At 43.7% G+C, this 21,792-nt stretch carries 10 protein-coding genes; 5 read left to right on the forward strand and 5 right to left on the reverse strand.

The window, feature by feature from the left end; genetic code table 11:
• The first annotated feature begins 129 nt into the window (after positions 1 to 129).
• Positions 130 to 1,962 (forward strand): glycoside hydrolase family 9 protein, encoded by a 1,833-nt coding sequence (locus DQQ10_RS11765; RefSeq protein WP_112747072.1) that lies wholly within the window; start codon positions 130 to 132, stop codon positions 1,960 to 1,962.
• A 4-nt stretch (positions 1,963 to 1,966) separates the two neighbouring features.
• Here the strand turns inward: DQQ10_RS11765 and DQQ10_RS11770 are convergent, their stop codons facing one another.
• The 3 genes from DQQ10_RS11770 to DQQ10_RS27935 form a co-directional block, all read right to left on the reverse strand.
• Positions 1,967 to 2,836: a TolB family protein gene (locus tag DQQ10_RS11770; RefSeq protein ID WP_133259625.1), complete on the reverse strand. Its 870-nt coding sequence runs from the start codon at positions 2,834 to 2,836 to the stop codon at positions 1,967 to 1,969.
• 152 nt (positions 2,837 to 2,988) lie between these two features.
• Positions 2,989 to 5,199, reverse strand: coding sequence for an IPT/TIG domain-containing protein (locus DQQ10_RS11775; RefSeq protein WP_165823905.1), 2,211 nt, complete (start codon positions 5,197 to 5,199; stop codon positions 2,989 to 2,991).
• Positions 5,200 to 5,203: 4 nt separating this feature from the next.
• On the reverse strand, positions 5,204 to 6,397 hold the full coding sequence (locus DQQ10_RS27935) for a hypothetical protein (protein ID WP_165823906.1): 1,194 nt from the start codon (positions 6,395 to 6,397) through the stop codon (positions 5,204 to 5,206).
• A gap of 128 nt (positions 6,398 to 6,525) precedes the next feature.
• On the opposite strand from DQQ10_RS27935, the gene DQQ10_RS11780 reads away from it, so the two are divergent.
• The 3 genes from DQQ10_RS11780 (at position 6,526) to DQQ10_RS11790 (ending at position 8,064) form a co-directional block, all read left to right on the forward strand.
• A complete protein-coding gene (locus DQQ10_RS11780) occupies positions 6,526 to 6,813 on the forward strand; it encodes an HPF/RaiA family ribosome-associated protein (protein WP_112747075.1) in 288 nt (95 codons plus the stop codon).
• 196 nt (positions 6,814 to 7,009) lie between these two features.
• Positions 7,010 to 7,570 carry a YeeE/YedE family protein gene (locus DQQ10_RS11785; protein WP_112747076.1) on the forward strand — a complete coding sequence of 187 codons (561 nt, stop codon included), beginning with the start codon at positions 7,010 to 7,012 and terminating at the stop codon, positions 7,568 to 7,570.
• A complete protein-coding gene (locus DQQ10_RS11790) occupies positions 7,567 to 8,064 on the forward strand; it encodes a DUF6691 family protein (protein ID WP_245970382.1) in 498 nt (165 codons plus the stop codon). The genes DQQ10_RS11785 and DQQ10_RS11790 overlap by 4 nt, the downstream gene beginning before the upstream one ends.
• Before the next feature lie 16 nt (positions 8,065 to 8,080).
• On the opposite strand, the gene DQQ10_RS11795 is transcribed toward DQQ10_RS11790, so the two are convergent.
• The gene (locus DQQ10_RS11795; RefSeq protein WP_112747077.1) at positions 8,081 to 11,116 is read right to left on the reverse strand and encodes a ligand-binding sensor domain-containing protein; all 3,036 of its coding nucleotides are present in this window, start codon (positions 11,114 to 11,116) and stop codon (positions 8,081 to 8,083) included.
• A gap of 127 nt (positions 11,117 to 11,243) precedes the next feature.
• Positions 11,244 to 15,479: a carbohydrate-binding protein gene (locus tag DQQ10_RS11800; RefSeq protein WP_165823907.1), complete on the reverse strand. Its 4,236-nt coding sequence runs from the start codon at positions 15,477 to 15,479 to the stop codon at positions 11,244 to 11,246.
• Positions 15,480 to 15,859: 380 nt separating this feature from the next.
• On the opposite strand from DQQ10_RS11800, the gene DQQ10_RS11805 reads away from it, so the two are divergent.
• Positions 15,860 to 21,709 carry a carbohydrate-binding protein gene (locus tag DQQ10_RS11805; protein WP_112747079.1) on the forward strand — a complete coding sequence of 1,950 codons (5,850 nt, stop codon included), beginning with the start codon at positions 15,860 to 15,862 and terminating at the stop codon, positions 21,707 to 21,709.
• Positions 21,710 to 21,792: the final 83 nt, after the last annotated feature.

Below are 21,792 nucleotides of genomic sequence, written 5' to 3' on the forward strand. Positions count from 1 at the left end.
TCCTTATTAATGCGTGCTAAGTACACACCAAAAAACGTCCGCGCATCATCATATTGTTTGTTGTTGTAGGATAAATTCAACGCCAACGTTCAAGAATTTGGATCTTAACGTAATCGTTGAATTTACCCTATGAGCAAATACAAAACCTTCCTCTCTTTACTGCTTTTTCTGATACACACAGGCATTTATGCACAATTGCCGCGTGTCATTACAAATCACTTAGGATATGATAAGTTTGGACCGAAGCACGCCGTGGTGCAAGGTACTGCTGACGATCAGGTGAATTCGTTTCGCGTGATCGACTATACTTCAAACAAGGAAATTTTTTCCGGTGTGCCAGTGAAGACTGGGAACGTTACCAAGTGGAAAGATTGGCACTTTTGGACGGTTGATTTCGACGACGTTACAACGGAGGGGGTATACGTTTTAGAATGCTCGACAACAAAGGGGATCATTCGTTCCTTTCCATTCCAAATCCAAAAAGAAATCTTGGAAAGAAATACGTTATCGAATGTCGTGTATTATTTCAAAGGACAACGCTCTTCGGGATTGCTGGACAAAGCGGATCATCACGTTAAACTTGAAGATACAAAAACTACGATCGATGCACATGGTGGATGGTTTGATGCGACTGGCGATTACGGAAAGCACCTATCTCATTTGTCGTTTTCAACATACTTTAATCCGCAGCAAATTTCACTCACCGTATGGAGTTTACTGAAGACGTATGCTGCTCTAGATGCCCGCAATGATGTCGCTTTCAAACAATACAAAAGAAAAATCCTCGATGAAGCGATGTTTGGCGCGGACTATCTCGTTCGGGTAAAAAATCCCAAAGGATCTTTTTATCGATCCGTGTCATGCCCAGGTCCAGAGAAACGCCCTGAAGACCGATTGATTAGCAAGGATAATAAAGGCTATGCGATCAAAACCGATGAAACAAAAGACAATTTCAATCCTGGCGGCGTGCAAAATGTGCAAAGTCAAGCGACGTATGAAGTGAGTTATCGTGCAGGAGGAGGTATGGCAATTGCGTCGTTGGCGATGGCGAGTGCGTATAAAGTTTCCGGTGAATTTTCGAATGCTGAATACCTTCGTGTTGCCGAGGAAGCGTTTGCTTTTTTAGAAAAGAATAACGTCGCGTATTGTAATGATAGAAAAGAAAATATCGTCGATGATTATTGCGCGTTACTGGCGGCAACAGCACTTTATCAAGCAACGGGTAAGCCTAGTTATAGGATATCGGCAGCCGTTCGCGCGAAGAAGTTATCCACGCGTTTGGTCACCTCCGGTACGCACAAGGATTATTGGCGCGCAGATGATGGAGATCGCCCATTTTTTCATGCGTCAGATGCAGGACTTCCGGTTGTGGCCTTGACCAACTATTTGTCCATTGCAAGCGACGATGAACGAAATGCGCTATTGACGGTGATCAAACGATCGTTGACGTTCGAATTAAATGTAACCAAAGAGGTTAATAATCCCTTTGGCTATGCAAGGCAACTTGTTCAAAACAAAGGCGGCGTTAAGCGTACTAATTTTTTCTTTCCGCACGATACTGAAGCATCTCCATGGTGGCAAGGTGAGAATGCGCGATTAGCTTCACTCGCCACGGCAGCAAGAATGGCGATGCCCTTATTCAAAGACGACATCGCTTTTCAAAAGCAACTCAATGGCTATGCGTGGAATCAATTGAACTGGATTCTCGGCTTAAACCCTTATGATGCATCGATGCTACACGGCACAGGTCGAAATAATATTGCCTACATGTTTTTCGGAACATACCAATACACCAATGCACCCGGTGGAATTTGCAACGGCATCACGGGTGGTTATGATGACGAAGACGGTATTGATTGGGACCTCAGCTATTTAAAGACAGGCAAAGACGACGACTGGCGTTGGGCAGAACAATGGCTGCCACACGCTTCATGGTATCTGATAGCAATCAGCTTGAAGTAATGAGTTAGTTTCGAAAGATCGCCGGATCGAAATCGACAACAAAAATGTCTTCCGTTCGTCGACCATTCGCATGTGTCACGGTGCGACAGAAATAGAGTTTCTTTTGACGCTCATGATAGAAAGGACAGAACTCACCAAGTTTACCATTGATGGGGGAGCCGAGAGATTTCGGTTTACTCCATTGATCTCCATGCTTGAAGCTGATGAATAAGTCAACGTCGCCCAGTCCAGTGCTGTCACTTGAAAAATAGATGATGTAGTCTTCGTTAGGAGACACAAATGGGTTCGACTCACGGAACGTGGTGTTCACTGGCGCGCCCAGATTCACGGCATCTTTGTACTGGTTGTTTTCGAATTTAGAAACCCAGATGTCAGATGATCCTTTGCCGTCTGGATTGTCTTTCATGAAGTAGATGTTACCGCTTTTCGTCATCGATGCAAATGATTCGGAGGCATCGGTGTTGATCACGTTTCCCAGATGGATTGCCTTACTCCATCCGTTCTTCTCACGCTTCGATATCCAGATGTCGAAAAATGTTCGATCGGGTTTCCCTTCAACAGGCCTGTTGGATTGAAACAGAATTGTTTTGCCATCGGGAGAGAATACGGGATCAATGTCTTTCCACACGCCCGCGTTGCCCGAGAATGATGCTGGCGTAGGTTGTTGCCATTTGCCTTTGACGTTCATCGAATGCATGATGATCAGCGTATCTCGTCCACCATTGGACTGTACCCAAAATGCTTCTTTCCCATCGGGTGACAAGGTAAATCCGAAAACACCGCCGTTAGAGATTAAGCCTGGCTGAAAGATTTCGGGAGTTTTTTGAGCGGCAAGATTGGAAACAACCAATAAGAGAAGGAGTGTTATGCGCATGATTTCTTTTTTGATAAAGAAACGCAATGTTGTGTTCTGAGTTTGTTAATGAATTGTGAAATAGGGCTTCGAGGATTATCAAATCAAAAAAATCAAGGCTGCTTCAAAGATAATGTATTGAAGCAGCCCATAATATGTCGCGTTCTTGCGCTCTAATAATTTGGATCGAACTCATATACAACAGAGGTTGCATTGCCCCAGTAGTCTTGACGCCCGCCGATAAGATATCCTTTATTATTCATCGAGATATACGATTGCTCATAAGTGAAGATCGGTATTCTAGTGGTAAAAGTGGAGAATTTATTTGTCACCGGATCGTACTTCCAAGTAATGCTTTCATCTGTATCGTCTTGCCCGTCTTCGAAATAAATAGCTCCGTTCAAGGAAAATACTTTTGCGCCATAGGAAAGCGACGTGGGCATCGAATTGTTTTTTTGTGTCCAATTGTCAGCAGCAATATTATAGACCCACAAACTTCCTTCGGCTGCAGCGTAGATTTCATTTGCGTGAACAAAAATAGGTGGCGCATCCATGGAATACATGTTTGGAGCATAGCTTAGCGGTGTCCAAGAGTCATTAAGAGGATCGTACTCGTAAAATCTATTGTAGAAAAATAGATAGGCCTTACCATTATGGGTGATAGCTGCGGCACTCCAAAGGTGGTCTCCAGGGAGCACGTCATTCAACTTTGTCCAAACGTGAGAAACAAGATCGAATTCCCACAAATCATTGAATGTACTTAGATCACTTTGCCCGCCGCCAATATACGCTTTGTCCCCTAATGTGAACGCAAATGCATGACTACGTTCCCCACCAGGGAAAGTGCCAAGTTTTGTCCATCCCGTCGTAGGATTGAATTTCCACATTTCATTGGAGTATTCTCCATAGTAGGTTTGTCGTCCAAGGCCAGCGTAAATTTCGTTATTGTGTTGGAAGATAATGTTGTTGCTTATTCGAGCATTCGTACCATCGTGTAGTGTAATCCAAGGTGATGTAACCGTTTTTGTATTAGTCGATGCTTGTCCTGCGGTGATAACGTTTAGCTCCATCTCGTGCTTGCGCATAAAGGCTGAAGTTGTAAAGCGAATGGCCGTGCCCATATTGTAAGAATGAAATACCGGTTCGCCGTCGAGTGTTACAATATTTCCACCGTATATGTCGAATCCAGTTCCAGTAATTGTTGCTTCCGAATTTGTACCAATCCGTGTGGGTGTTACTGAAGTAATCGATGGACGCGTGAGCACGAATCCACTAGTATATCTTCTTGTTTCGATGTTTGCAACGGTAACATCAATCATCGCTGGTGTTTGAGAAATACCATATGGAATGCGCGCTCGAATTTCTGTGGTAGACGATGAAATAATTTCGGCAACTTGCCCATCAACAGTAACAACATTTTCACTCTGAATACCGCTGAAATTTTGGCCTTTTATTGTGATCTGGTCATTGTATGTACCGGTAAGTGGTGTTATCTGAGTAATTACGGGCGACATCATTGTAAAGTCTGTATCGACCCAAAGCGTCTCCGCACCTGCCTTTAATGTAACTTTAGTCATACCATTGGGTGCACCAGTAGGAACTGTACATTTTATCGCTTGGCGACTAATACTTTTGACTGTCGCTTTTCTATCAGCGAAGAAAACTTCAGTATTAAGATTGAATCCGCTACCAGAAATTATTACTTCCGTATTTACCTTTCCTGCAGTGGGGGTAATCGAACTGATGATCGGCTTCTTAATCGTGAGGGCACCGTTGAGTGTAGCAGAGTTTCCGACGAAGTTTATCGAAACGTCATTGACCACGGAAACAACGGTATGGGGAATGATGAGCTTCACTTGATCGTTGGATACGAAGATGGAGCGAACATCGATGTCTCCGATTGACGTTAGAAATTTACTGTTTTTCGTAAAATTTGTCCCTGTCAAAGTGATGGTGTCTCCCCACTGTGCTTGGGTTGGCGCGATCGATATTAAGGTTGGTTTAGTGGTACCCAAACTCATGAATTCAACTTGATCGCCGTACACAATATAGGAACTAGATTTCGCGTAGGCTCTTACATAGTAAGTAACTTTTTCGACAAGGCTTTTTTCGATCGTGGCAGAAAATTTTCCCACACCCGCCTTGGATCCGAGTGAAATTACTTCGTGTGATGTGATTGTCGGATATTGTGTTTCGCCGTAAACAAATCCGTGATCTTCGATTGCTGCAGGTGCCGTGGTGATTGTACCTTCTACGGTTGCACCAGCGCTGGTAACAGATGTAACAAGTGATGTTCTCACACGCGGGTAGTCGCGGGAAGTTGGTTCTTCTTCAGTGCACGTTGAGAATAAGAATATGGCAATTATAAAATAATATTTTTTCATGGTGTTAAAATCTAACGCCGAGGAGGAAACTAACGTTGGTAATAGATGCAAACTCAAGGTCGGTGAAATTCTTCGTGAAGCCCGATGGTCTTTCAATTCTAACTTCAACAAATCCTTTGTAGCGACCATATACATGCTGGGTGAAACCAACGCTTGCCCATAGTGCAGTCTGATTCTTTTCTTTTAGTGACAGCGAAGATGATGATGTGCTGACTACGCCCTTCGGAAATTCGTGTTCTCTGAGGAATTTAATGTTAGCATCGGAAACGACTGCATATGAGCAACCAAATTTTATGTACGGTGTTTGGGCGTCGTTTGAAAAATTATATTTCACACCGGTTGCAATTCGCAAAGCCTTGGCATCAAGAAATATATCGTAACGACTTATTTGTGAAACACCTTCTTGATAGTATCCGAGGTAATCTTTCTCCGAATACTGGGCCTCGACGGTAAAGAAGAGACGATCGAACAACCTAGGTGACGAAACGTCGAAGCCTAACCCATATAAAGCTGTCGAGCTTTTTTGGAAATCAATTTCACCGTTTTCGGGAATAAGCTTGGAGTTGTCAATGCCTGCAAAGAGTTGCCAGCTAAACTTGATGTTCTGTAAGTCAGTATTGTATACTACATGTGTTGCATCTTTGCATCGGTTGTAGCTGCTTACCAAGTCAATCATTTTTCGTCTTTCATATCGCGCGCCATCGGCAGATAGTCCGCAGTCGTGCATTAGATAATTGAGAAGTCCGATGTAGGGCTTACGGGTAACAATTGCACTTGCTCCCGATCGAGTTTTAATCGCGTCTTGTATGTCTTTCGTTAACTTATAAATAGAATCTTTTTCCGCAAAGTATGTGCCGTGATAGACAAGTAAACTAAGCTTACCGGCAACTAGCTGCTCGATGAAAATTAGTTTTTCAGGTTCACCTTTTTCAATCCGAATTTTCTTGCTAATGAAACGACGACCGTTGTCAAAGCCGTAAGCAAGAATTTCGCCTGGGAAGAATCGCTTTGCTTTTGATTTCGAAGTCTGTTTGTAGGTCACCTTTTTTGAAGATGCCTTGTTCGACCGATAATCGATTAGCGCTGAAACGGAGTCATGCTGAAGTGTGATGTAGTAGCCGGGCCTGAAATCGCCCTGTGCAACAGCAAGGAATGATCCCAATAAAAAGAAGGGGACCACGAGCAAGAATTTTCTCATGTATCGGGGTTCAATAAATTACCGCCCAAATGTAGATAAAAATTTAACATTTAAGGGTGAAAAATTAGCTGCGTTTCTGGCATAAAGTACACGCCTTCCGTTATATTTCACGTATAATCTTAAGCACTATGAAAATCATCATTCAAACACCTGACTTTAAAGCGCAGCCAGAGCTCACCGACTTCGTGAATGAAAAAGTAGAAAAATTGGCTTTGTTCAGCGATAGAATCATTGAGAGTCGTGTGTTGCTAAAAATCGATAAGTCTGATAACAAGGAAAATAAAATCTCAGAGATTCGTGTTGTTATTCCCGGAAATGATTTGTTCGCGTCAAAGCAAGCCAAATCTTTTGAGGAAGCTACCGCCAAAGCAGTTGATGCGCTCAAAAAACAAATAGAAGACTGGAAGCGAAATTAGTCCTCCTCGTGACTTGTTCGCTGTGAACTACTTTACATTCTAAGCAAAGCGCGCTCTAATGGGTGCGCTTTTTCGTTTTTTAAATTTCTTACCGTAATAACGGAGAATATTTATCAGTTCGTTTTTTTCTCGATCCTCCTGCGTAATTTTGCACAACCACCCTCCGCGAATACGACATTTAAATCACATCAAACGTATGGATAGTATCTTACAACCATGGCCGTGGTATGTTGCAGGCCCATTAATTGGTCTGATGGTTCCGCTATTATTACTTGCTGGAAATAAATCATTTGGAATTTCGTCGTCACTTCGGCACATCTGCGCGGCATGCATTCCTGCGGATATCACTTTTTTCAAGTACGATTGGAGAAAAGAATCTTGGAATTTATTTCTGGTTGGTGGAATATTTATTGGCGGCATGATTGCTAGCCAACTTCTCATGTCTTCTGGTAGCGTGGTCGTAGATCCACGTTTACAAAAGGAGTTGACATCTTATGGCGTCACCGATTATTCGAATTTGGTTCCGCAAGAGTTATTTAATATTCAGTCGCTCGTGACAATCAAAGGTTTTGTATTGATGATTGTCGGCGGTTTTTTTGTTGGCTTTGGAACGCGATACGCAGGTGGTTGTACTTCGGGTCATAGTATCATGGGATTATCAACACTTCAATGGCCTTCCCTCGTCGCCACGTGTTGCTTTATGCTAGGCGGTATTTTCGTTGCTAATTTTATTTTACCCTTGCTGCTTCAACTATGAAAAACAAAATGATCACTATAAACAACAATGTAGATTACGAGGTTAAGTCTCTTGATGTGAACGCTAACGTTCAAGAAAAAAAACAGCCGGGAATTGTTTATCTAATCGTTGGTATTTTATTCGGAATCCTACTGGTGAAGTCTGAGGTTGTTTCCTGGTTTCGCATTCAGGAGATGTTTAGGTTTCAGTCATTCCACATGTATGGCGTAATTGGATCGGCAGTTGCTGTTGGTGTACTCTCTGTATGGATCATTAAAAAGTTCAACGTAAAAACGATACAGGGTGAAGAGGTTACGTTTTCAAAGAGAAAGTTCAGCAATGGAAATATATTCGGGGGACTCCTTTTCGGATGTGGCTGGGCACTTACTGGTGCATGCCCAGGACCGTTGTTTGCTCAAATTGGAACGGGTGCTTTTGCAGTAGGGGTCACGTTGTTAAGCGCCATCATCGGCACGTGGGTGTATGGCTTGATTCGCGAGCGATTGCCACACTAGTGTCATGCATTACATATCATAAGCCAAGGATGTAATCAGAAAGATTGATCTCCGTATCCAACTCCATTTTTTTACGAACCCGATATCGAAGATCTTCAACGCCGCGCACCGACAAACTCAACAGCGGTGCAATCTCCTTGCTGTTCAAATTCATTCTTAAGTATGCGCATAGTTTTAGATCTCTGTTAGTAAGTTCTGGAAAGCGTTCTTTCAGTCGTTGTAAAAAGTTTTCGTGTATTTGATTGAACAACTGCTCAAACTGCGTCCAGTTTTGATCGGGCTTAACTTCTTGCTCGATTAGCTTAATAATTCGTTTTAAATTCTTTTCAAGCTCTTCAGGTGAATTTGTTCTCAATGTGAAAGAAATATCTTCTTTGATTTTGAGCAGTGTTTCGTTCTGTTTCACCACATTCATGACCGATGATGCAAGCTCGGCATTTTTGAAATGTACTTCCGATTCGAGTTTGCTTTTGCTGAGTTCGACAACATGCTTTTCATGGCGTAGCCGCTCTTCGCGAATTTCTGCTTCTTTCACTTTAAGTTCTCGTTCTTTTTCAAGGCGCATCGAGTTTCGAATGGCAACGGTGCGCATTTTGTAAATGGCGACCATGCCGCTAACAACGAAAATAAACAGTGCGCTCTTGAACCAAAGCGTCTCCCACCACGGTGGTGTAATCACCAACGTGAGGGCTATGCCTTCATCGTTCCAGATGCCATCGTTATTAGACGCTTTGACGTGGAAAGTGTATTCTCCAGGGTCGAGATTCGTGTATGTTACCTCCCGTTTCGTGCCTACATAGTTCCAATCTTTTTCGAAGCCATCCATCCAATAGGCATACTGATTTTTTTCTGGTGATATAAAATTGAGTGCGGCAAACCGAAATGAGATAACGGATGCCTCATAGGATATTTCAATGTGGTTAGTTTCTGAAATTTGCTTCGTCAGAATTGCGTCTTCACCACCAATCTTTAAAGGCTTATTGAAGATTTGAAAATCCGTAATTGCTACCGGTGGCACATACGGGTTGTCGCGAAGCCTTGACGGGTTGAATACATTGAATCCGTTGGCGCCACCAACATAAAGGTCGCCACTGCGCGAAGCACACACCGCGTTGATGTTAAAATCATTTGACTGAAGGCCATCTTTCAGGTCGAAGTTCTTAAACGTTTTTTTCTGCGGATTAAATTTGCTCATTCCTTTTCCCGTCGTGATCCACAAGTTTCCGTCTTTGTCTTCGAGAATACCGCTGATAATATCACTCGGTAATCCATCCGCTTTTGTGTAATGCGTGAAATTCATCTGCTCGCGATGGTACAGATTTAAGCCGCCGCCAGCTGTACCGATCCAGATCTGATTGTGAGAATCTTCGAAGATTACCCAAGCGTGATCACTACTTAAAGATGTTGTGTCGTCGACTGCGTTTCTTAAGTAACTAAATTTTCCTGTTTCATAGTGGAACAGATTAACGCCATGATCTTCGGTCCCTATCCATAGGTTGCCTTCACTATCTTCTAGAATTGCGATCACATTATAGTCGCCGAGGGAACCCTCTCCAGATGCAAAAGGCTGGAAATGTCTGAAACTATTTTTATTTGGATCGTACATCGTTAGTCCATGACCAAGCGTACTGAGCCAAATGTTGTTGTGGCTATCTTCATAGATGTCCCATATAATATTCATGATACCATGATCGTTTGCAAGGATTCGTTCAAAATTATTGTTGAGTGGATCATATCGATTTAGTCCGCCCAAGTAGGTGCCGATCCAAATGTTTCCCCGCTTATCTTCGTGAAGGGATTTAACAACATCCGACGAAATGCTCTTGGGATTTTTAGGGTCATGTCGAAAGTGTTTGAAGTTGCCAGTACGTTTATCAAACATGTTTAGTCCGCCACCGTCGGTACCGATCCACGTTTGTCCTTTTTGATCTTCCAACAAGGCCAACACGGATTTGTGGCTAAGGCTATTCTTGTTATTAGGTTGAACCGTGTGATGATTGAATTTTTCTTTGAACCGGTTGTAGATATCAAGTCCGCCGCCAAATGTTCCAATCCAAACGGTGCCAGCCTTATCTTGATAGAGTGAGTAAATTGCGTTGCTGCTTAAACTATTTTTGTTTTCTGAATTTGACTTTATAACGGTGAAGTCATCTGTTAGTGGATTGTAGATATTTAAGCCACCACCGTCCGTACCGATGTAAACATTTCCTTTATCGTCTTGTAAAATGGAACGAATGAGATTGTGACTGAGGCTTCTTGCTTCCGTTGGCTGATGTTCATATCTACGAATTCCATTTTTGTTTTGCTTGATCAATCCATGGTCGAGTGTACCGGTCCAAATGTTGTTTTCGCGATCGCGATATAGTAGCCTTGCGGTGTTGAGCGATACTTTGTCGTTGGTACTAACAGTGAAATGAACGAACCCGTTTGGGCGTTCGCTGTAGCGATTGAGTTCAGGAGCGTTGGTGAGAATAATCAGATCTTTGTTTTGATCTTCAATGATGGAATAAATTTGATTGCTGTTGAGCGAAGAAGGATCGCCGTCTTTTTTATGGAATGCTTCGAATCTTTCCGTTTTGTAGTTGAAGCGATTAAGACCTTCGTTTGTTCCGATCCAAAGGCTGCCTTGTGAATCTTGAAAAATGGTTTCGATGCGGTTGCTGCTGATCCAAAAGTTTTTTGATGACTCTTTTGTGAAACGACGAAAGTTATCTTGTTGCCGATCGTATAGGTTAAGCCCGCCAACATTAGTTCCAATCCATAAGTTTTTATGACTGTCTTCAAAAACAACTGTCACGCGATTATCGCTGAGTGATGTCGAGTCTTTAGGATTGTGAAAATAATTTTTTATCTCATATCCGTCGTAGCGATTCAGACCATTAAAGGTTCCAAACCACATGAAGCCTTTGTTGTCTTGAAAAATGGAGGTGACTGTTAAATTTGATAAGCCTTTGTCGATGCCGATGTGATCAAAGGAAAATTCAGAAGGCTGTGCAAAAACAGACCTCGAATACAATAACAATAGCGTGAGGATGGTGTAGGCTCGTAGCATCCGTTTGGCGTTAGCAAACGCACTACTAATATTGGAAAAAATCCGGTACTAGTGATGCTGATTCTGGTGTATAATAAAATAAAAACTGACGACCGTTATCAGCCGCCAGTTTTTTACGGATGTTCTACTAATCTTTAATGATTCGTTCTGTTCGAGATACTTTTTTGTTTTTTACAGTGATGTAATACGTGCCAATTGGATATTCTGTGAGATCGAAATTTGCTTCTTTCTCGCTGTTGATAATCTTGTCGAAAAGCACACCTCCTTGTTGATTGACGATGGTAATCTTCGCAGGATATTCTTCAATACCGCTAATCGTTACAATGTTTCTCGATGGATTGGGATACAAATTCGTTTCAACGACTGCTTCTTCCAAACCAATGCGTGCACCTGGTGCCGCAAAGTTTATCCAATTGAAGTTGAAGCCACCGGTTACGACGTGTACGCGAAGCGTGATGTTACCTGATGGCAGTGTTACATTTTGTGCTGTCGTTGTGGACCAGTTTTGTCCACCGCCTGTATTCGGAACATTAACCGTGGCCAGCACCGTAGCACCATTACGCAATTGCAATTGTGCAGTGGTGTTCCATCCTGCGAGTCGGAAAGTCACGGCATATGTTCCTGCGTTTTGAACGATGACCGGGAAATCCATCCAATCACCGCTGTCGATGTATCCAACATTTTGACCTCCACCTGCATCAGCTGTATTTTCCTTCGCGACGCCACTCATTGTTGCGTAGTTCTCCGCTTCGATTTTACCCGGAATGTTTGCGCCTACACCCCCCGTTGTGACTGTAACATTAATAGGCGACGAAGTTGTGTTCGCATTGAGATTGTCAAATGCTCTTGCGGTAAGTGTATATGTACCTGCAGCAGTTGGCGTCCACGTCGCCGTAAATGGAGACGATGTATCTGTTGAAAGTAAATTTCCGTTGACCAAAAATTCAACTCTCGATACCGTACCATCACTGTCGGTGGCGTTCGCGGCAATTGTCACGGTGCCCAAACCGGTTAGAACCGCATTGTTAGATGGCGTCGTAATTGACACGCTCGGGGAGATATTTCCGCCTGCTTGTGAAAATTCCATCCAGTTATAATTGAATCCGCCGTTGATCACCTGTACGCGAAGTGTTTGATTGCCCGCCGACAATGGTATAGTAGCAGCACTTGTTGTTGCCCAAACTTGCCCGCCGCCTGTATTGGGAACGTTCACTGTAGCAAGTACAGTTGCTCCTGACCGTAATTGAACTTGAGCTGAAGCATTCCATCCTGCAACTCTAAATGTTACAGCGTAATTACCCGTAGCCTGTACGTTGACACTATAGTCCATCCAATCGCCGCCATCGATGTATCCGATGTTTTGTCCGCCGCCAACGTCCGATGTATTTTCTTTCGCTACGCCATTCATTGTCGCGTAAGATTCTGCTTCAATTCTACCGGGGATTGATGATCCAGAGACACCAGAAATTGTAACGGTTGACGTACCAGAAATATTTCCGGAAGTAGCAGTCACGGTAGTTACACCTGATCCGCTCGCGGTGAATAAACCTGCTTGTGATATCGTTCCGCCGCTGCTCACGCTCCACGTTGGCGTAATGCTCACCGTATTACCATTCGCATCTTTTCCGACTGCAGTAAATTGCAAGGTCTGTCCAACGGAAATTGTATTTCCCTGTGGTGTAACCGTAATTGACGCCAAAGGATTTGTTTCGGGGATGACATCAAATACACGAATGTTGTCGATGTGAAATGTGTTGCCTGTTAATTTTCCGGGTGCAAAAAGCAACGCTACGTTGTCAATCAAATTATCGGGCGTACTTGGATCTGGCGACGCTGCATAGGTGAAGTAAACGGTGTGCCAACTGTTTTGCGCTTTTGTAAATGCTTGGTAATTGCTGTGTCTTCCAGTTGGATAATTATCCGGCAATGCCAATGTACTCGCGTCAAACCCAATGGAAATTTCTGTTCCTGCGGGTGCGTCGGTGTAGATATCCATCGCGATTTTTTGCTTTCTTTCTTTTAATTTTTTTCCATCAACTACTGCTGTTGATTTGTTAAACACAAGAAGATCCCATTGTTGCGTTGCGTTTCGAACATAGGTTGCTGCCTCAGGCGAAGTATTCACGCCACCCGGTGACGGTGTATTGATGGCTGGTGAATATGTTCCCGTTGTTGTTTTTAATGTTAGCTTTCTGTTGGCGTCATAATCTTCCCAAACAGTGGAGAGTACATAATTATCTTTGGGTACAGCAGAAGCAATTCGCACGTTGTCGATATAGTAAGTGTTAGACGTGTTGGTGACAGGATTGAATAGAAATACAATTTTGTCAATGGCAGCATCTGACGCGCCTTTATCAGGTGTAGCAGAGATATAGAACGTGACAGTTTCCCACTGATTTTGTTTCGTCGTTACGGCTTCGTAGTTACTGTGACGTCCGGCGGGCCAGTTGTCTGGAAGTGCAAAAGCGCTTACTTCGAAATTCATCGACAGTCGTGTACCGATAGGGGCATCGGTGAACACGTCCATCATCACTTTATAATTTCCTTTTTTGAAATTGTATGCGTCAACGATCGCATCTGTCTTGAATACTAACGCATCATAAGAACTATCGGCGTCACGTACGTACTTTGCAACGGTTGGGCTATTGTTTGGTGCGGTAACCGATGGATTGGCCTGAACTGTATAGACGCCGTTCGAAAAATCTTTCGTCAACTTCGCAGTGCCATCGTAGTTCTGCAGTACATCGTTGTACACTGTTGCGGGGAAACCTCCTGGATAGCCTGTTCGTAAATTGTCGTAGTGAAATGTGTATCCTGTATTGGTAACCGGTGCAAAGAGGAGTATCCATTGATTTACTTCCGCAGCGCTACCATATACGTCGGGAGAACTCGTGTAATTAAATTCGAGTGTTTCCCAAGTATTTTGCCGCGTTGTGACAGCGTCAAAGATTGCATATCGCCCGGAAGGATAATTCGTTCCTGTTGATACATTTCCGTTTTCCAAATTCAGAGACACTTTCGTTCCAACAGGGGCATCGGTATAGACATCCAAAAGAATTTTACGCCTTCCATAAACCAATTCTCCATTGGGTTGAGAGTTCAATCCTGTAAGCGTCATATAGTCGTACTGCTGTGTCGCATTGCGAGTATATCGACCAACCTTGGCTGATGTGTTAACCGTGTTGGTTGTATTCGGATTTGCAACATCTTTTGTCAACGTGCCCGACATTGCGCCGTATGTGAGCGAAGCCGGTACTTCAAAATTTTCATAAACTTTATCGGCAACGAAAGGCTCTTCCGCTGTTACCGGAATTTTGTAGCTGTTGGTTCCGCAGCTTGAGCCAACGGACACGCTAACATCTCCGCCAGATTGTCCCCAATTGACCGTTACTTTATTTGTGCCTTGACCCGCTGCGATCGTAGCACCTGCTGGTACTGTCCAATTGAATGTGTGTCCGGCGGATGCAACGTTAACACTGTAGTCTTTTGAAATTTCACCTTTATAAATTTTATCGTCACCGGTGATGAACGTACTGTAAGTTCCCTTGTAAACGCGGATGTATTCAATCTCTGCTTTCATGGGAGAAACGGTTGTTGCATCCGGGGGACCAGAATATGACCCGCCCATACCCACGCTAAGAATAATGAAGAAAGGACGATTGAAAGGTTTGTAACCGTTGATTGGATTACTGATGTCAAAAGTGTGGTAGAGGTTCCCATCAATGAAGTACTTTATATAAGTAGGACTCCATTCAATTGCAGCAGTGTGAAAATCATCGGCCCACCGCGCGTTGTTAGGAAGGGTGTACGATCCTTGATTCCAAGCATGGCCCCATGATTCTTGATAATGCGACGTGCCGATATTTTTTCCGGGATATTTTCCGGTGTTCTCGAATATATCGACCTCACCACACTTTGGCCACCATACACTTTCGAAATCAGAACCGAGTAGCCAAAAAGCAAAACCATTTCCTTGGCTATACACGCCTTTTAATCTTGCTTCAATGCGACCATATTGAAAATCTACTTTTTTGTATGTGCGAATACGCCCCGAGGTGTACTGATGTCCTTCGTAATTTTCTTTACGAATTTCAAGTACGAGTTTTCCATTTTCGATTCTGATGTTTTCGGGACGCGCTGTGGCATAATCAAGCTGCCCGGTACCCCAGCCACCACCACCAACTTCAATATCCCATTTGGATTGATCGAGTGCGCTGTTGTTAAATTCATCTTGCCAAACGAGTGATTCGCATTGCGCAAGACTTTCAACTTGTATAATAACAAAGAGTAAGAGTGTAAAAATCAGTCTTCCGGGGGTAGGTAGTAATCTCCCGTAAAACCTGTTGTGCGACATGGTTTTCATGGTTACTGGTTTAAGTTTATTTCTATCTGTTTGGGCTTGCGAGACCGAAGTTGAAATTGGAAACGTTTGCAGAGCTTGCAAAAAACTACGGTACGGGATGAGTACGGGCACCCAAAATTTCCGTAAACGATTTCGGGACATGCGCCCGGTCTTCAAAATCAGCCGTCGACGAAAGTTGAATTTCCGTAATCACATTTTTGCGACATCCTCTCAATCTGCGTCAGATTCACATCTTTTTTGTGAGCCCCGTAATCATACCGTAGCCATTTTTTTGAGTACTGTCACAACCGGTTGCATATTGTCGACAGGTTGCGAGCCCGAAATCTGCTAATAACCAAATCAATTAACCCAACTGTCGCAAGACAGTTAAACCAAAACCTATGATAACAAATGATCAAAGGGCATGTCGGCCAAGTGCCAGCATTGCGCTACTCATAGGGTTGTGGCTCGCAATCTTTTGTACACCTGTATATAGCCAAAACCCGATTTCGTTAGGCGCCGGATCTTACGCCGCTTATCCACCACTTCACGAAGCCGAAAAACCATACTACACTGGAACCGATGCGTGGGGTGATCTCACTCAAAAAATGGTGAATAGAAAATTGTACGTTGTTGATACCACAACGCGTGCAATCCCATCAACAGATTGGTGGACGACACTTATTACCACACAGTACTCTGACAACCTCTGGGCGTACCCAGGTATGGTAAACGCTGAGAACTATGGGCTTTATGTTGAATTTCCAAAAACGTGGTCTGCCGATGGTAGAACATTGCAATCGGCAAGTAGACTCACCATTGGCGGATTAGACTTCGCACCGGAAAGCGCACTTGCGAGAAGGTGGGGCGTGTATACGCTCGATTGGATCATGAAAGATCAATCTGATGCCTCAAAACAAATGGCAGTCACGATCGGCCACGGGTTACCGTTCACATGGATTGAGTGCACCAAGCTTTCGCCAACGATATCCCTAGACGCCGCTTCTTTTTTTAAAGATGACGGTAGTCCTTTAACATTTCCGGTGACGACTGATCACTTTGGTATAAACTTCAACGGTGATCACTACGGAATTTTTGCGCCTCCGAATACCACCTTTACACAAAGCGGTAGAACGATCACGGTAACTTTTCCATCTACCAACGGATATCTCATTGTCGGGACGATGACAAAAGCTGCGGACCTTCCTTTCTTTAATACCTACGCATATACTATTCCACGCGATAGCAAAGTGAATTGGGTGTACAATGAAGAAGCCGCGAAAATGGATATCACGTGGGAACTCGTTCCAGAAAATTTAAGAGGACAAGCTCAAAATCAATTCATACAAGGGTGGCTTCCTCACGCGTATAAAAAGACAACGCGAAATTTCAGTTTTAACGGATTGGAATATGCAACGCCTCGTGGCAAGTTGAAAATGGCCATTGGAAATAAATTTGTAATCACGTATCCTTTTAATGGTCTGCTTCCAGGTTATCCTGTGCCGGAAGTAATGAGCGGAATTAAGAATCCATACAATCCGGCAATTGTGAATGAACTCATTAATAATTACAAAAGTAAAACGGGTTATGGTACTGATACATACTGGGGTGGAAAAGATCTTCTGAATTATGCACGCTACATGCAACTCGCTGCGCAAACAGGCAACACCGAAGCGTTTAATATTTTCAAAGGAAGATTAAAAGAAGCTTTAACAGATTGGTACACGTATACACCCGGAGAGAACTCACACTATTTTTCTTGGTATACGAACTGGGGTTCTTTCCTCGGACATAATACGCGCGACAACCATTTGCCTGGTATTGATGTGTTGCAAGATCATGCATTCTGTTATGCCTACCATATTTACGCAGCGTCAATCCTTTTTATGTACGATGACGACTTCATGCTGAAGTATAAGGACTTCGTGAAAATGCAGGTGCTAGATTATGCGAATTACAACCGAAGTGATAAACGTTTTCCATTTTTTAGAAGTATGGATCCTTGGGCTGGGCATTCGTACTCTGGCGGCATGGGTGACTTCAACGGCAACGGAGAGGAGTCGTCTTCAGAAGGCATGCAAGCTTGGGGAGCCATGTACATGCTTGGCGTAGTTACCAATGATAAGCCACTTCGTGACGCGGCAATATTTGGATACGTTCAAGAGGCACAAGGTGTGGCAGAGTATTGGTTCGATAGATCACACATCCCTGCAAATGGTGGTCAAGGCAATTATGACTATACCAAGTACGACAAACCGTATAACAGCAATTTGACATCGAATGGTATTGGATGGTGGACATATTTCAGTGGCGATAATTTTTGGATGCATTCTATTCAATGGCTGCCAATGAGTCCATTCCTGAAATACATGTACGAAGATCAAGAATTTGCGCGGTGGGATTATAGTACGATGTGGAATACAAAAACGGTTGGCGGATGGGAGAGCGACCTTGGTGCTACACCCGATATCGGCGCCATCACACTTTCGTATTTGCAAGTGTTTGATCCCGATAGTGCAGCCTCGGTTTATGATAGACTATGGACGCAAGGAAAGGCAACAGCAAAGGCATCAGACAACAATACGTTTTCTTATTGGTTCATGCATTCACATCGCACACTCGGCGAGATTCAGTGGAATCAGCATACCAACCTTCCTTCAAGCACGGTTTATTTCAACCCACGATTGAACCGCACCACAGTTGTTGTGTACAACCCACTGGCTACTGAACAAGTGTGCAAAGTTTATCGCGATGGTGTGCAATATGCTTCGTTTGTAGCACCACCAAAAAAGTTGATTGCTCACCGTTTGGATGCTGCGCTTTCATCGATAAAAATTTCAGCACCCAAGCTTACCGTATCATCAGGTCAAACACTTCAAATGACGCAACAAGGGTTTGATCAATATGAATCAAAAATAAATACCACTGTAACGTGGAGTGTTTCCGGCGGCGGTTCGATCAATGCCAATGGATTATTTACGGCTGGCGCAACAAACGGAACGTACCTCGTTTCTGCAAAATCAGGTTCAATAACGGGAACATTTTCATTGCGTGTTGGTCCGGCACCGGTGCTGACAATAATTAACATTACCCCAACCGTTGCGCGCGCTGATATCGGTAAAACGTATCAGTTCGCTGCGACGGGTTCAGATCAGTACGGTGATCCTTTTGCGATAACACCAACGTGGACTGTGACTGGCGGAGGATCAATAAACGCGGCTGGCCTATTTACACCAACAACGCCAGGAGGTCCATTTACGTTGAGAGCCTCTTCGGGAAGTGTGAATAAATCTGTTTCAATTCACGTGAGTTATCCACTTTCAAATATTGCGCTATCAAAGCCCATCGTCGACGTGTCTTCACAAAGCGATGTTAATCCAGCAGCAAATCTTACGGATGGAAATTTTGAATCACGTTGGGAAACAGCTTGGGCGGAACCACAATGGATTACGGTTGATCTCGGCGGTATTTTCGATATTGAAAAAGTAGTACTGACATGGGAAGCTGCCTATGGAAAAATTTATAGTATTCAATTGTCGAACGATAATAATTCATTCACCACCGTGTACAATCAGCCGAATGGTTTTGGTGGCAAAGAAGAAATTTCAATCACAGGTACGGGACGCTATGTGAAATTGCATGTCACAAAACGCGCTACGGAATGGGGCGTCAGTTTACATGAAATGGAAGTCTACGGGATGCCACAAAAAACTGGCGGCGCCGTGCTATCAACATTGATGATCACACCGGAGACCATTCAAATGAAAGATAACGTAACGCAACAATTTACGGCGAGAGGTTATGATCAGTTTGGAAATGTAATGTCAGTAAATCCGCAATGGTCAGTGATTGGTAAAGGCGCAGTGACAGCCAGTGGGCTTTACACACCAAACGGTGGGGGTGTATATTTACAACCTTCATTTACGATTGTTGCAAAACAAAGTAATCTCGTTGCAAGTGCAACCGTAGTTGTTGAGGAGGTCGCGAAGTTGATGAAGGTAGATATTCTGCCGTTATCGAAAATAACGAAGCGAATCGAAATGCCTGTAGGTTCGTCGCAGCAGTTTACGTTCAATGGAGAAAATCAATTTGGCGTTCCATTCACTGGAGCATTGACGTGGACCACGTCAGGCGGCGGTAGCATTACTTCATCAGGTGTTTATACAGCGACACAACTTGGAGAGTTTATGGTATTCGGTAGAAATGGTACAGTTGCAGATACAGCTTTTGTGACGGTAAAACCTTTTGCTGAAGTCAATCTCGCTGCCTATAAAATAGCAAAGGCATCATCATCTGAAGGAGAAGGTACGTTGTCAAGTTTTGCTGTCGATGTCGATATGGCCACGCGTTGGTCAAGTAATTGGACTGATCCGCATTGGATTTCCGTTGATTTGAAAGCAGCTTACAAACTGAATCGCGTCAATTTAATTTGGGAAGGCATTGCTTCAGCAAAGAATTATGAGATCCAAGTTTCATCTGATAATGTAAGTTGGCAAACAGTGTTCAGCACAACAACAGGTGATGGCGGGACTGATGCGATTACGTTCACGGAAACACCTGGTCGATATATACGAATGTTTGGCACTGCCCGTAACAGTGGGTACGGATATGCGCTGTATGAATTTCAAGTGTTTGGAACAGGCGTTGTCGGTAATCAATTGCCTACAGTGGTTATTACATCACCAACAAACAATGCATCTTTCGTTGGGTTGAATCCGGTTACCATCAATGCAAATGCTGGTGATAGCGATGGTACCATTTCTAAAGTTGAATTTTTTGTGAATGGAATATTACAATCAACAGATACATCATCACCTTATGCTGCGGTATGGACACCATTGTCGGCGGGAAGTTATGCATTGACGGCGCGGGCTTATGACAACCTCAATGGTAACACAACATCGACAACCACCAATGTTGTAGTTTCGGTAAGTGGTGGTTTGACTATTCCTGGTAAGGTAGAAGCCGAGAGTTATGCTACGATGAACGGCATTGCTACAGAAGGAACAACGGATGCTGGAGGTGGACAAAATATCGGCTACATCGATGGCGGGGATTGGATGGACTTCAATGTTAACGTACAGGCTACTGGTAATTACGCAGTCACGTTTAGAGTGGCCGGATGGAATGCTGCTGCGCAACTCCAGTTGAGATCAGGAGCGGCAGTGTTGGCTACCGTCAATGTTCCAAACACAGGGGGAGGTCAAGTCTGGTCAACTACGAATGCTGTATCTATCCCACTAACCGCTGGTAACCAACAGCTGCGCGTACATTTTGTTACCGGTGGGTTCAACTTCAATTGGATGAATTTTACAACATTAAGTGGAAATGTTTCTCCGTCGGTTTCGTTAACGGCACCGACGAATAATGCATCCATTGTAGGCCTAAGCGCAGTAGCACTAAACGCATCAGCGACTGATGTTGACGGAAGCGTAGCGAAGGTTGAATTCTATGTGAATGGAAATTTGCTTTCTACTGATACTTCATCACCTTACGCAGCTTCGTGGACGCCGTCAGCAATAGGTAATTACGAAATCACGGCCAAGGCTTTCGATAATCTCCAAGCAAACACTACATCATCGCCAGTGAACGTCACGGTAACGATGGGAGGCACAGGCGAAAGCATCCCAGGGAAAATTGAAGCTGAACGTTACGTGTCAATGAATGGTATTGCGAAAGAGACGACGACGGACACTGGTGGAGGTGAAAATATCGGGTATATCGACGCTGGTGATTGGATTGACTATACAGTCAATGTTCAAGCGACGGGTAGCTATGGCCTTCAGTTTCGCGTGGCGGGTTGGGCTACCAACGCACAGCTTCAATTGCGAAATGGTTCCACGGTGCTTGCAACAATCAACATTCCAAACACTGGTGGTGGACAACAATGGATCACTATACCTTCACAAAATGTAGTGCTCACGGCGGGTATTACTACGCTTAGGGTATACGTTGTAAATGGTGGTTTCAATTTGAACTGGATGAATTTTTCAAATGCAGGAGCACGTATGGCTACGATAAGCGAAGGCGATATTATCATCGGATTCCCTAATCCAGCAGAAGATCAATTTAATTTAGTTGGCGTTGCGGATGGAACATTGGTCACGGTGAGCGATATCACGGGCAAGGAAGTGTTGTCTGCAGTTCTTAGCGGAGGCGTCATAAGTACGCGTGAGTTAAAGCCAGGAGCCTATTTGCTTCAAGTTCACGATGGCCAAAAATTGACGATTATCCGCATGAACAAAAAGTAATGATGTGAATAGTTTAAAGATGGGTTAAACTAGGTTAAAACTATGGTCTCTCATGTCAAATCATACATGATGTGGCATGGGGA

The sequence above is a fragment of the Pseudochryseolinea flava genome (genome assembly GCF_003286915.1).
Taxonomy (GTDB): domain Bacteria; phylum Bacteroidota; class Bacteroidia; order Cytophagales; family Cyclobacteriaceae; genus Ohtaekwangia; species Ohtaekwangia flava.